The sequence below is a fragment of the Yoonia sediminilitoris genome (assembly GCF_003058085.1).
GTDB lineage: Bacteria > Pseudomonadota > Alphaproteobacteria > Rhodobacterales > Rhodobacteraceae > Yoonia > Yoonia sediminilitoris.
In genome coordinates this window covers 68,511-82,151 of record NZ_QBUD01000002.1, presented here as the reverse complement: position 1 = coordinate 82,151, position 13,641 = coordinate 68,511, and the positions used below count along the sequence as shown (strand labels likewise).

Annotated in this window: 11 protein-coding genes; 10 read left to right on the top strand and 1 reads right to left on the bottom strand. The window is 59.7% G+C overall.

The window, feature by feature from the left end; translation table 11 throughout:
* The first annotated feature begins 13 nt into the window (after positions 1-13).
* From C8N45_RS05475 to C8N45_RS05440, 8 genes are read left to right on the top strand one after another with little or no spacing between them, the layout of a single operon-like run.
* Positions 14-337 (top strand): DUF3467 domain-containing protein, encoded by a 324-nt coding sequence (locus C8N45_RS05475; protein ID WP_108385245.1) that lies wholly within the window; start codon positions 14-16, stop codon positions 335-337.
* Positions 334-2,256 carry a GAF domain-containing protein gene (locus C8N45_RS05470; protein WP_108385244.1) on the top strand — a complete coding sequence of 641 codons (1,923 nt, stop codon included), beginning with the start codon at positions 334-336 and terminating at the stop codon, positions 2,254-2,256. Before C8N45_RS05475 ends, C8N45_RS05470 begins: the two co-directional genes overlap by 4 nt.
* Positions 2,235-4,391: a PqqD family peptide modification chaperone gene (locus tag C8N45_RS05465; RefSeq protein ID WP_245882563.1), complete on the top strand. Its 2,157-nt coding sequence runs from the start codon at positions 2,235-2,237 to the stop codon at positions 4,389-4,391. The genes C8N45_RS05470 and C8N45_RS05465 overlap by 22 nt, the downstream gene beginning before the upstream one ends.
* Positions 4,384-6,396, top strand: coding sequence for a preprotein translocase subunit SecA (locus C8N45_RS05460; RefSeq protein ID WP_108385243.1), 2,013 nt, complete (start codon positions 4,384-4,386; stop codon positions 6,394-6,396). Before C8N45_RS05465 ends, C8N45_RS05460 begins: the two co-directional genes overlap by 8 nt.
* A 30-nt stretch (positions 6,397-6,426) precedes the next feature.
* Positions 6,427-7,242 carry an efflux RND transporter periplasmic adaptor subunit gene (locus C8N45_RS05455; protein WP_108385242.1) on the top strand — a complete coding sequence of 272 codons (816 nt, stop codon included), beginning with the start codon at positions 6,427-6,429 and terminating at the stop codon, positions 7,240-7,242.
* Complete coding sequence (locus tag C8N45_RS05450) at positions 7,235-7,969, top strand: hypothetical protein (RefSeq protein WP_108385241.1); 735 nt, start codon at positions 7,235-7,237, stop codon at positions 7,967-7,969. Before C8N45_RS05455 ends, C8N45_RS05450 begins: the two co-directional genes overlap by 8 nt.
* Positions 7,966-8,847, top strand: a complete 882-nt coding sequence (locus tag C8N45_RS05445; protein ID WP_114427812.1) for a hypothetical protein — start codon at positions 7,966-7,968, stop codon at positions 8,845-8,847. Before C8N45_RS05450 ends, C8N45_RS05445 begins: the two co-directional genes overlap by 4 nt.
* Positions 8,834-9,838, top strand: a complete 1,005-nt coding sequence (locus tag C8N45_RS05440; protein ID WP_108385239.1) for a radical SAM protein — start codon at positions 8,834-8,836, stop codon at positions 9,836-9,838. Before C8N45_RS05445 ends, C8N45_RS05440 begins: the two co-directional genes overlap by 14 nt.
* A 362-nt stretch (positions 9,839-10,200) precedes the next feature.
* Here the strand turns inward: C8N45_RS05440 and C8N45_RS05435 are convergent, their stop codons facing one another.
* On the bottom strand, positions 10,201-10,713 hold the full coding sequence (locus C8N45_RS05435; protein ID WP_108385733.1) for a prepilin peptidase: 513 nt from the start codon (positions 10,711-10,713) through the stop codon (positions 10,201-10,203).
* A 127-nt stretch (positions 10,714-10,840) separates the two neighbouring features.
* Between C8N45_RS05435 and C8N45_RS05430 the strand changes: the two genes are divergently transcribed.
* Both C8N45_RS05430 and C8N45_RS05425 read left to right on the top strand, forming a co-directional pair.
* Entirely contained in the window at positions 10,841-12,046 is a 1,206-nt protein-coding gene (locus C8N45_RS05430; RefSeq protein WP_168769408.1) for a type II secretion system F family protein, read from the top strand.
* Complete coding sequence (locus C8N45_RS05425; RefSeq protein ID WP_108385237.1) at positions 12,043-13,635, top strand: GspE/PulE family protein; 1,593 nt, start codon at positions 12,043-12,045, stop codon at positions 13,633-13,635. The genes C8N45_RS05430 and C8N45_RS05425 overlap by 4 nt, the downstream gene beginning before the upstream one ends.
* Positions 13,636-13,641: the final 6 nt, after the last annotated feature.

The window sequence follows — 13,641 nt, the reverse complement described above, 5'->3', positions numbered from 1 at the left end:
GTAGGTTTGGCACATGGCCGACGACAAAAACGAACTGGGCGGGCTGAACCCCGCCCTTGAGGGCGAGCAGAAAGCATCCATCACCTGGGATGATGCGAATATGCAGACCGCATTTGCCAATGTGGTGAATATTCAGGGCACACGCGAACAGGTCGAACTGTTTTTTGGTACCAACCGGTCGTGGAACCCGGCAGCGGATGCAGGGCTCAAGGTTGATCTGACCAACCGGATGATCCTGACACCTTTTGCGGCCAAGCGGCTCAATACGATCCTGACGAATGTCCTGCGCGAATATGAAGCCCGCCATGGCGTGCTCAAAACGGACGACCAGAAATGACAGCTGAAGGACGAGAGCATAGCGACCCTCATCCAGCAGACCAAACGACCCAGACAGACGCCAAAGTTGCCGCTGTTCCCGCCGGGCAGGCCGCCCTTTGGCGGACCCTGACCGATTCAGGCGATCTGGCGGAAGAAGGCCAAAGCTGGGCCGAGCTGATGCATGCCCAGTTTGACGAGGCAGGCGACATTCACGCCGCCGCTGTCTTTGCCTTTGTCTATGACGCCCCATCGCGTCAACTGAAGCCCATTGGCGGCAGCCCAATCAACCGTGTTGCAGCGGCCGCCGCGGTTGATGCCTGCATGTCCGCCGTTGACCAGCTGCGCCCTGTTGCACGCGGTGAAATGCCGGGCCAGTCCCGCGCGAGTGGCATGATAGTTGCCGCTGCCCCCTTGATCGTGAAAGACATCCCGGTTGGCGTTGTCGTGGTTGAAATGCAGCCCGACAGCCAAGCCGCCATGCGCCGTGCGATGCGCAAGCTGCAGTGGGGGTCCGCGTGGTTGCGTGACCGCCTGCGTGCCGAGGAAAGCACCCGCGAGGAAACCCGCTATGCCGCCGCGGTCGAGGCGCTTAATACCGTGATTGCCGTGGCCGAACGCGGGGATTTTTCCACCGCGACCAGTGCCGCGGTGACGGACCTTGCCACGCGATTTGATTGTGACCGTGTTGCACTGGGCCTGCGTCGCTGGCGGCGCACCAAGGTCAAGGCGATTTCCCATTCGGCCCAATTCTCCAAACGCATGGAACTGGTCGCGCGCCTGTCAGCGACCATGGACGAAGCGACCGACCAGCGCGCTGCTGTCCTGTGGCCTGACGACGGGGTGGAAGACACGTTCGCGACGCAGGCGGCCTCTGTCCTTGCGCGTGAACACGGCGCCGGGCATGTCTTCACCGTGCCGCTTTACGCTATCGACAGGTTCATCGGCGCGCTGACCTTTGAACGCCCTGCCGACAAGCCGTTTGACCTCAAACAACTGGAAATTCTCGAAGCGGTCGGCACCGTTCTGGCCCCTATTCTGGATGAAAAGCGGCGCAATGACCGTTGGCTGATCACCAAGGCGCTGGAAAGCCTCGCGGTCCAGCTCAAGCGTCTGCTGGGCCCCGCGCATCTGATCCGCAAGCTGTTCATGGCCGGTGTCATCGGGCTTGTCGTGTTTTTCTGGTTCGCCCAATCCACCTTTGAAGTCAGCGCAGAGGCGCGGGTCATCGGCACGGTTGAACGGTCCATCGTGCCCGGTTTCGACGGCTTTATCGCGGATGCGCCCGTGCGCGCGGGCGATGTCGTGGCCAAAGGCGACCTGCTGGTCAGGCTGGATGATCGTGATCTGGAGCTTGAGCGTCTGCGCCTTGTCACCCAGCGCCAGCGCCAGCAGATCGAATATGACCGCGCTGTCGCCACCCGCGACCGGGCCGAGATCAACATCCGCCAGACCATGATTGATCAGGCGAACGCCGAAATCGCGTTGATCGACGAACAGATTGAACGGACGCGGCTGGAAGCGCCCTTTGACGGGCTGATCGTGTCGGGCGATCTGAGCCAGACCATCGGGTCGTCCGTCACCCGTGGTCAACCGCTTTTGACCCTTGCGCCCGTTGATGCCTACCGCGTCACGCTGCAAGTCGATGAACGGACGATCGCTGACGTCGCACCGGGCCAGACCGGCGCGCTCCGTGTCACGGCCCTGCCCAACGAAACCTTTCCGATCCGCATCGAAAAAATCACGCCCGTGGCCACCTATGCCGAGGGTGCGACAACCTTCGAGGTCGAGGCCGTTTTCCTTGGCGAAGCCGCCGCATTGCGCCCCGGCATGCAGGGGGCGGCCCGGATTGAAATTGATGAACGTCGCCTTGTTGCGATCTGGACCAAACCGCTCGTGGACTGGTTCAAGATCACGCTTTGGCGTTGGTCGCCGATCTGATGGCGCGCGCGCTGCTCTCTGCGGACTGGTATCGGGTGGCCCCGCTCAAACCGCGCCTGCGCGGCCATGTAGAGGTGCACCGGCAACTGTTTCGCGGCGATATCTGGTTCATTTTGCAGGATCTGCACAGCGGCAAATACCACCGGATCACACCGGCGGCGAACTATATCCTTGCGCTGATGAACGGCCGCCGGACCATGCACGAGATTTGGGAGGCGGCTTGTTTGCGGTTCGATGATGACCCGCCGACCCAGTCCGAAACGATCAGGCTGATGAGCCAGCTTCACAGCTCTGACCTGATTGCCAGTGACCTGCCCCCCGACATGGAAGAAATCGGCAGGCGCCATTCCAAGCAGGAACGGCAATCGATGATCGCCCGGATCAAAAATCCAATGGCCCTGCGCCTGCCTCTGCTTGATCCTGACCGTTTTCTTGGGGCCACAGTGTCCTTGGTGCGCTGGCTGTTCACGCCGTTCGGGTTTGTTCTGTGGCTGGGCCTGATTGGCGCCGGTCTGGTTCTTTTGGGCCTGAACTGGGACGTGTTGACCAATGGCTTCACCGATCAGGTCTTGGCGGCTGAAAATCTTGTGCTGATCGCGCTGGCCTATCCGATTGTGAAGGCCCTACACGAATTGGGGCACGGTTACGCCACCAAGGTCTGGGGCGGGGAAGTCCATGAAATCGGGCTGATGTTCCTCGTGTTCATCCCCGTGCCCTACGTAGACGCATCCGCCTCTGCGGCCTTTGACAATAAATGGCGGCGCGCCGTTGTGGGTGGCGCGGGGATCATGGTGGAACTGGCACTTGCCTCTGCTGCGCTGATCTTCTGGCTGAATGCAGAACCGGGGCTTTTGCGTGCCTTTGCGTTCAACGTGATGCTGATCGGCGGGATTTCGACCCTGCTTTTCAACGGCAACCCGCTGCTGCGCTTTGATGGCTACTTCGTCTTTTCCGACCTGATCGAGATTCCCAATCTGGGTCAGCGGTCCAACAAATATGTGTTCTATCTGATCCGGCGGTATCTTTTCGGGGTCAAGGATGCCGACAGCCCTGTGACCGCCAAAGGCGAACGGTTGTGGCTGTTCACCTATTCCATTGCGGCCTTTATCTATCGGCTGTTCATCAGCTTTGCGATTGCGCTGTTCGTGGCCTCGAAATTCTTTTTCATCGGGATTTTGCTGGCCTGCTGGGCGCTTTTCAATACCTTTGTGCAGCCGACCCTGAAGGGGATCAGATACCTGTTCAGCAGTCCCGAATTGCGCCAACGGCGTGGCCGCGCGCTGGGGTTGGTCGGGTTGGTGCTTGTGGGGGTGTTTTCTTTCCTGTTCACTATGCCGGCCCCCTATACGACCGTGGCGCATGGCGTGGTCTGGCTTGATCAGGATGCGACCTTGCGCGCTGGTACGGACGGGTTCGTGGCGCAGGTCGCACCTGATGTAGATATCGGGCAACCGGTTGTGGCGCTGGCTGATCCGATCCTTGAAAACCGTGTCGAGATTCTGGAAAGCCGTCTGCGCGAGGCGCAATTGCGGTTGCGCTCGGTTCTGTTGACCGATCAGGTGCAGGCGCAATTGCTGCGTGACCGTGTGGCCTTGCTTGAAGACCAGTTGGAAGGCTTGCAAAAACGTCGCGCCGATCTGGCCGTGACGGCCCGCACTCCCGGTCAGGTGATTGTCCCTGATGCTGGTGATCTGGATGGACGGCTTGTGCGACAGGGTGAGGTAGTGGGTTATGTCATTGGCAGTGACGATATGCGCCTGCGGGTGGCCATCCCGCAGGCGCAAGCCGAAATTGTGCGCAGCCGCACCGCCGGGGTCGAAGTGATGTTTCAAGATGCTATCGGCGTGCCGGTCCCCGCCCGCCTGATCGCCGAAGTGCCGCAATCGCAAAACACGATCCCGTCGCGCGCCCTGTCGACAGAGGCCGGGGGGGATATCGTTCTGAACCCCGCAGGGATCACCGACCTGTCCACCCTGCAAAGCGTGTTCCAGTTCGAAGTGGCCACCGTTGAGCCGATGCAGATCAGCCACGTCGGGGCGCGGGCTTTGGTCAAGTTTGACCACGGGTTTGAACCGATCGGCTACCGCATTTACCGGGGTGCGCGGCAACTGTTCCTGAGGCAATTCCGTGTCTGATGTGGGCTACCCCAACCGCCGCATCCGCCTGCCGCGCATCGTTAACTATGCCGAAGCACCAGAGCGGACGGAAACCGAACTTGACCGCGCGTGGGCGTGGGTGCAGGGCGCGTTCGTGTCGCAGGGCGCGCGCTGGCGGGCACTGAAACTGCGCCCGATCCTTTGGGCGATCTGGCGTTACAAACGGCGCTACGCCAAGATGACTGACGTGGAACTCAAGGCGGCAGTGCGCCCCCTGCGCATCAAGTTGCGGCGAAAGCGGCGGGGCAACCATCTTCCCGTCTGGGCTGCGGGCGAGGCGTTTGCGCTGATCCGCGAAGTGTCGGTCCGGACGTTAGGCAAGCGGCACTACAACGTGCAGGTGCTGGGCGCTTGGGCGATGATGAAAGGCCAGATTGCCGAAATGCGCACCGGTGAGGGCAAGACACTATGCGCGACACTTGCCGTGGCAGCGATTGCGCTGTCCGGTCGGCAGGTCCATGTGATGACCGTCAATGACTATCTGGCCGAACGCGACGCCGAAGAAACCGCGCCGATCTACGATTTTCTTGGGCTGACGCGGGCTGTGGTGCTTGAGGGGCAGGACGGCCCGACCAGGCAGGCGGCCTATTTGCAGGAAATCGTCTATGCCACAAACAAGGAAATCGCCTTTGATTATCTGCGCGACCGGGCGATCCTGCGCCGCGCACCGGGTAATCTGCAACGCAAGGTCGACAAGCTTGTGCCGGGCGGTGGCCCGACCGAAGAATTGCGCCTGCAAGGTCTGCCATTTGCGATCATTGACGAGGCCGACAGTGTGCTGATCGACGAGGCGCGGACCCCGCTGATTATTTCCGGCGCTGGCGCGCTGGAGGGGAGCATCCCCGAATATGTCTATCATGCCGCCATGGATGCGGCGAAAAGCATGACCAGTGGTGTGCATTACAAGATTCCACGCGGGATCAAGCGGGTCGAAATCCTTGATGCAGGTTTTGACTATCTTGAGGACCTGACCGAAGACTGCGAGGATTCATTTGGTATTCCGGTCATTCGCGACCATTCCGTTTTGCAGGCTTTGAACGCGCTGCATATCTTTAACCTTGGCGATGCTTACATCGTGAAGGACGACAAGGTGCAGATCGTGGACGAAAACACAGGCCGCACCATGCCGGACCGGACTTGGTCAGACGGGCTGCACCAGATGGTTGAATTGAAAGAGGGGCTAGAGATGTCCCAGACCAACGAAACCCTGTCGCGCATGACCTATCAGCGGTTTTTCCGGCGCTACACCCAAATTGGCGGCATGACGGGCACCGCGCAGGATGCCGCGTGGGAGCTTTGGTCCGTCTACCGCCTTGCCGTTGTCAAAATCCCGACAAACAAGCGCTATATCCGCAAGACCGATACCGATCGCGTGTTTCGTACCGCCGATGCCAAATGGAAGGCAATCACCAAGCGGGTGAAGGCGCTCAACAAGAAAGGACAGCCGGTTTTGATCGGAACCCGCTCTATCACGGCTTCGCAAGAGGCGAGCAAGCGGCTGACGGCGGCGGGGCTGGAGCATCAGGTGCTGTCGGCAGATCAGGATGCGGATGAGGCGGCGATTGTGGCACAGGCCGGTCAACCGGGGCAGATCATGGTCGCCACCAACATGGCAGGGCGGGGCACTGATATCAAACTGGGCGAAGGTGTCGCCAAAATGGGCGGGCTTGCCGTGATCCTGAGTGAACGACACGACAGTCGCCGCGTTGATCGCCAGCTTGAGGGGCGCTGCGGCAGGCAAGGTGAACCGGGGCGGTTCGAGGCGTGGCTGAGCCTTGAAGATGACCTGATGACTGGCCCTGATGCCGCACGCCTGCGCCGTGTTGCCTATGGGGTGTCGTTTCTGGGGTCGCGCGCGACGGGTCGGTTCATCCGCGCCCGCCAGCGCCGGACCGAAGCCGCACACGCCCAGATGCGCCGCGACCTGATGCGGCAGGACCGTGCGCTGGGCGATACCATGGCGTTCTCGGGCCAGCTTGAATAAACTACACCTGACCAACCTGATGGAGAGATCATGCGCCTGACCCTTCTTGCCTGCCTTGCATTTCTGGGCGCGACACCGCTCGCGGCACAGACCCTTTCAGGTGAAACCTTTGACTGCGTCATGGACCCCGTTGATGTGATCGCACTGGGTGCGCCCGTGACAGGTATTCTGGAAGACGTGCTGGTGCGCCGTGGCGAGCGTGTGACCAAAGGCCAGCCGATTGCCCGGCTTGAAAGCAGCGTGGAAGAAGCAACCGTCAAACTGCTGCGCACCCGCGCTGACAGTGACGAGGCGATCCTTGCCCAAACGGCCCGCCGCGATCTGATTGCCGTGCAACGCGAACGCATTGCCACGCTGGTTGACCGCAATGTGGCATCCGCCGAGCAGTTGCAGGAAGCCGAGGCAGAGCTGGTTGCGGCCAACGCCCTGCTGGCGCAGGCCGAGTTGGAACGCGAAATCGCCAATCAGGAATTGGCCCGCGCGCTCCAGCAGCTTGACCAGCGCACCATCAAAAGCCCCATCGACGGCATAATCCTGTCGCGCGATCTGTCGGGCGGTGAATATGTGGCGGCCAATGGCTCTATCGTATCGATTGTCCAGCTTGACCCTCTCTTGATCGAAGCGTTCCTTCCGGTCGAACTCTATCCGGCTATCAGCAATGGGCAGCGAGCCATGATTGCCCCTGCCGCACCCTTTACGGATAACTACGAGGCACAGGTCATCACCTTTGATCAGGTATTTGATGCCGCCTCCGGCACCTTTGGGGTCGAACTTGAACTGCCCAATCCCGGCAGCCTTTTGCCAGCGGGTCACCGCTGTATCCTGTCTTTTCCAGGCGATGGCTGACATGGGCGTTGCGGCACTGCTGAAGGTGACCGGCCAATTGGATGCGCCGCGCATGTTTGAGCGGTCAGCCAAACTGTCGCCGGGTCAGTTGCACGATGATCGCGGATTGGTCAGCATGGACAAGCGCGCGCTTTATCCCGGCCCTCTGACGACCCTGACAGATACTTGCGCGGCTCTTGGCATCAGCCAGATTGAAAAACTGGCCCCGCATATAAAGGCCGCCCGCTCCGTACATTTCGGGTCGGATGGGCCAATTGCAAAATGTTATCTTGAATTCGCGCCTGATGCTGCGCCCGCAGCCGGGGTCGTGTTTCTGGCGCTCAAGATGAAAGCGGATGCAGCCCGCCTGAATACGTACAAACTGATGCCGCAGGCAGAGGCGGAACAGTGGGTGAAGTTGCGGCTTGGCGAAATCTCTGCGGTTGGTGGTGTTGCCATGCAGACGCTCTCGCTGGCGCAAAAGCATGACCCGGATGGTCAGGCCGTCGTGCTGCATGTGACCGAGGAAGGCACCGACCGCGAGTCGATTGATATTTCCGTGGCGGACGCGGCTGTGTCACTGGCGGATGTTTCGGGGCTTTTAGCCCCTGTTTTTGCGCATTTCGATGTGGATGCGGCCGACTTCATGACAACGCATGGCGCACTGCAATTCGGCCATCTGGCTATTGGTTCCGATCAGCTGGGTGAGGGATTCGCCACCATCTATTACGGGGCGCGGCCGATATGATGGACTGGGACGCAAAGGCGCGTGCGCAGTTCAGCAGGCCTGCCGACCCGGCGCTTGATTTCTGTCTTTGGCCGTATGAGCCGCCCGTGCCGCCCGCAGACGATGCGTTGCGCAGTGCTGCCTTGCTTTACAAAAGTTTTGATGTGGCCGGACTTGGCCCGCAAATGGGTGTGCTGACCGATGCGATCCGCGACAAATGGGGGCGCTTTGCCACGGTCTGGGGCGCGAAATGGTCTGACGCTGGACCAAGCTGGGAATTCTACTTCTATGATTATGCCCGCGCGGATAGGCGTTTGGGCATGAATGACCTGCTGGGGGCGATCGCCCCATATCTGCCATGTGCGCTGCAACCTGATGATAGCCTGCCCTACTTCATGTTTTCTATCGAAATTACGCCTGCAAATCTGCAAGGCGCGCCCTTGGATCAAATTGACATCTACATGGGTAATCCGGGGTCCACGGTGTCATCCGGTATCTGCTATGGGCTATCCGAAGCGGGCCTCGAGATGCGCAATTTTTATTTCTTTTTCAACGCGCTGCGCGAAGGGCAAGCGATCCGTGACAAGTTGACCGAAAGCGTGCATCTGCCGATTGCGAAAGTTAGTCCGAACGATCTGCTCTGGCCCGAAATGGCGGGTGTCGAAACCATCGTGGTGGCGAATAAACAACGCCGTGACGGGCTGTATTTTTCGCGGATCAGGGCGGCGCAGCTCGGGCATTTCCTGCGAAAGCTCAAATTTCCTGAAGGTTTGCAGGATTTTCTGGCAGAAAACCATGACGCGCTTGACCATCATCTCTATGATGCGGGTTGGGATTTCGAGAGCGACGCAGACGGTACAATTCACCCCACAAAGGGCAGTTTCTATGGCCTCCTCTGATTTTGATGTTGAAGCGGCGCTGCGGGCAGTGGGGCAACCGGGCACGCGGGGCGGGTTGACCACGCCGGTTGAACAGCTTGACCAGATTGACAGCCTCAGCCTGCGCGGGCATGAAAAATACGTGTCGCTGACGATGGAATTTCGATGCAATCTCAAGTGCGTGCATTGCATGATCGAAGGCACGATGGACCGACTTGCGCCGACGTCGGATGAAACCTTTGCGCGGGTTTGTCAGGATCAGCGCGAAAACGGGCGCTGGGACGGGCTGGTGCTGACCGGGTCAGAAATCACCTTGCGCCGCGATCTGGATCAGATCGCGCGGCAGGCACGTGCCGCAGGGTTCAAACATATCCGCATCCAGACCCATGGGATGCATCTGGGCCGCAAGGATTACGCGGACAAGCTGGTGGATGCAGGGGTCGATGAATTCTTTGTCTCGGTCGCGGGGTCGGATCGGGAAAGCCATGACCGCATTACACAAGTGAACGGCGCGTGGGATAAGATGATGGAGGGCATGGCGCATCTGGACCGCTATGATCACGTAAAAATCATCACCAATTCGGTTGTGACATCAGAAAGCTATACCCTGTTGCCGGGTATGGTTGATGCGCTCAAGCATCTGAAACGGCTGGTTCAAATGGAATTCTGGACCTATTTCCCGATGGCCGAGACTGATGAAAAGAACCTGTCGGCGCGACATCAGGATATCCTGCCCTTTCTGCGGCAGGCGATTGCGGACTGCCGTGCGGCGGGCCGCGCGGTTGAGGTCAAGAATTTCCCCGAATGTCTGCTGGGCGAATACCGTGATGCGTTGGTCAATGCCCAACCGATGCTGGTGATTGATCCGGCCTTCTGGACAGAGTTTGACCGCAACGAATTCCACCAGTGTCCGCACCGTGCGCAGTGCAGTTCGACGGAATGTCTGGGGCTTACCAGCGCCTACATCGCCCGTTTCGGGGATGAGGCGGACCTGTTGCGCCCTATTCCCTAAAACGCTTGGCAGTTGGCCCCATGCAGACATTCAAATCGTTCAATTCGGCGGCGGCCGCTCTGGCAGCGTATCAATATTGAGCGCCTTGCCCACGAGGGAAATGCCGTCCGGAAATACACATAGACGATGATACATGAATAAATTTCATGACAGGTAAATCGGGGTGCCTGACTCTGAGATTATAAATTTTTACAGACAGAACTCTCGATTTCGGCGAAACCCGCGCGCGCACTTTCGATATCTGGAAGGAACCGACAGCCGGGATCGCCGCTTGAGGCACCAGTGCGCAAAAATCACGGCCCCGAAAAATCAAACTGGCAATACCGCTGAAGCCCGCTGCAAGGGCCGTTGATGGTCCTATTTTATCCGGCGAACCAACACCACACGGTCCAGAGACCGAAGCAAAGAAACGGGCCAAAGGGCAAGGGTTGTCGCAGGTTGAAACGCCCCAACGTCCAGCCGGTAAGAGCCACAAGCAGGCCAAGTGCGGCGGCAAGCGTGATGGCCATGCTCACCGCTGGACCCAGCCACAAGGCTGCAGCCGCTCCGAGTTTGACATCGCCAAGCCCCAGTGCCTCGGCGCCGCGTAGCCGCCACCAAAGCGTCGATAGCCCCCAAAGCCCGACTGCCGTGACCGCCGCGGCAACAAGATGTTGCCACAGAAGGGACGGCCAAAGCATCCATGTGGCCAGTAAACCCGACACTGCCAGCGCCAGCGTCAGCGGGTCCGGCAGACGCATTTGACGCAGGTCAATGACGGTCAGGGCTGCCAATAACAGCAGCAAGAGGATTGAAAACGGCTGTGCGGCAGGCCAGCCAAAAGCCGCAACCGGAGCAATGGCGGCAAGCAAGATCAGAGCCAGCGTGAAGCGCATGTGTCTGTCCGTCTCCACGCGGTCGGGACCCCAATTCAAAGTTGCAATTGCATGCGACTTATACCAAAATTCAACCACTGGCAAAGGCGTGCGATTGGCGCGCCAAGACAGGGGGAAACGCGCAGAAATGCCACTTTACCGCTATTCGGCCAGACGCTTGACGGGCGAAAAGGTGACCGGCGAAGATGCAGCCGGATCGGTGGCCGCACTATCCTCGCAATTGTCGGGCGAGGGGCTGTTGCTGGTCGACGCGAAACCTGTCGGTAGTAGATTATCATGGTCGATCGGGCGCGGTGGCACCGTCAAACTTGGTGCGCTGATGACCTTTATCCGAGAGCTGCGCGCCTTGATTTCGGCAGGCATGCCGGTGGCGCGCGCCTTGTCCCACCTTGAGGACCGCAAGGATGATCCGGTTCTGGCCGCCGCTGTTGCGTCCGTGCGCACGCGCGTCGAACGCGGGGCCGCCTTGGACGCGGCGATGGCTGAACATCCGCTTGTTTTTGACCGGCTGACGCAGGCCACGGTGCGCGCCGGAACCGCAAGCGGCAATCTGGATGGTGCGTTGGAGCGGCTTTTGTCCTTCCTTGCGATCCGGCATCAGTTGCAGCGCAAGATCCGACAGGCGATGATTTATCCGATTTTTCTTCTAGTTTTGCTGGCAGTCGTGCTGGCAGTGTTGATGCTGTTCGTGCTGCCCCGGTTCTCTGATTTATATCTTGAATTTGGCGCCGACCTGCCGCTGCCCACCCAAATCCTGATGACGGCTGTCGAAGTGGCCCCCGTGGTCATCCCGGCGCTGGTGCTGGGTGTGGTGGGTGTGATCCTTTTGGGCCGGTTTTGGTTGCGGGTGCCGTCACGGCGCATGGTGTTCGACCGGCTGCGGCTGGCGCTGCCGGTCAGCGGGCAGGTGCGACGCAATCTGGGACTGGTCCAGGTCAGCTTTATGATGGCAATGTTGTTGAGCGCGGGCATGACCCTGCGCGAGGCGTTGCGCATGACAGCCGACAGCCTGTCCAACGCCGACCAGCAGACCCGGCTTGCGCAGGTTGGCGAGGCGATCAACCAAGGCCAGTCGTTGCGCGACAGCCTTGCACAAACCGGGCTTTATCCCGCCCTGTCGCAATCTTTGCTTGCAGCGGGCGAACAGGCCGGTGATCTTGACCGTATGTTTGCAGAGGTCGCCGCATTGCACCAAGAGGCACTGGATGATCGGTTGGGCCGCGTCATTGCCCTGATCGAACCGGCGATGATGCTGCTGGTCGGTATTGTGCTGGGCGGTGTCATTGTGGCTGTGTATCTGCCGATTTTCGGCATTTCGACGGTGGTGCAATGACTGATTTGTCGCTTGATCCTAACCGCGACCTGCCCGCACTGGCCATGCGTCTGGGACTGGATTTCGTTGATCTGGATACGGTCATGATTGACCCTGAGCTGTTCACCCATCTGCCGGTTGAAGCCGCATCCCGGCTCAGGGTTATGCCGATCCGGTTTGACGGGCATGCGTTGCAGGTCGCGGTGTCGAACCCGCTTGATCTTGAGGCTGAAAAGCGCCTTGTGCGCGCGGCGAAGGTCCCGGTGCGGCTTGTCGTCAGTTCGGCCAAGCAGATTGGCGATGCCCTGCGCCGGGCCGAGAGTTCCGGGCAAATGCTGGATTCCGTCCGGTCGGATTTTGCGCCCCAGATCGTGCGCGAGGACCGTGCGGGCCATGAACAGGTGATTGATCTTGATACGATTCAGGACCAGTCGGGCGTTGTTTTGCTGACCAACTCGATCCTGATTGCCGGCCTGCAAAAACAGGTGTCGGATATTCATATCGAAGTGTTTGCCGACCGTGTTGACGTCAAATATCGCATCGATGGGGTGCTTTATCCCGCCACTGAAAGTCTGGATGTCAAACATCACGCGGAATTGGTCAGTCGGATCAAGGTGATGGCGGAGCTTGATATCGCTGAAAAACGCAAGCCGCAGGATGGGCGGTTCCGGCTGCGGATTGAAGGCCGTGATGTGGATTTCCGGGTCTCTGTTCTGCCCACCCAGTTTGGCGAGGACGTGGTGATCAGGGTGCTGGACAAATCTGCGGTGGCCAGGTTTGGCAGCAGCCTGCGGCTTGAGGACCTTGGCCTGAATGGCGCAGATGTAAACTGGTTGCGGCGCGCGGTGCGCGAACCGCACGGGCTGGTATTGATCACCGGGCCCACCGGATCAGGCAAGACCACAACGCTTTATGCAGCACTCAGTGAAATGGCCGAAGGGTCCGAAAAGATCATCACGATCGAAGACCCGGTGGAATACGAGCTCGACCGCATCGTGCAAATTGCCGTCAATGAAAAGAAGGGGCTGAATTTTGCGGCCGGTCTTCGGTCGATCCTGCGCCATGACCCTGACCGGATCATGATCGGCGAAATTCGCGACCTGGAAACGGCGGAGATCGCGGTGCAGGCATCACTGACGGGGCATCTTGTGCTGGCGTCGGTCCACGCCAACAACACGATCGAGGTGATCAGCCGGTTTACCCATTGGGGGATTGATCTGCATGATTTTGTCACGTCTTTGAATGCGGTGCTGGCGCAGCGCTTGCTGCGGCGCAATTGCAGTGAATGCAGCAAACCCGTCGTTTTGTCCGATGATACCTTGCGCGCGTCGGGGCTTGACCCGCAAGCCGAGCGTGACACGGTCTGGAAAGTTGGGCAGGGCTGTGGCCACTGCCGCGACACCGGATATGCGGGCCGCACGGCGGTGATCGAAAGCCTGACGCTGACGCCTGATGTGGCCGAAAGGATGATCCGTCGTGCGCCAATGGGTGAACTGGCCGCCGCTGCCGAACAGGCAGGTATGATCAGATTGCGCAAACAGGCACTCGATCTGGCGCGTCAGGGGGTGACGTCGCTTGCAGAAGTAGACAGAGTGATCTTTGCAGAATAAGCTGGG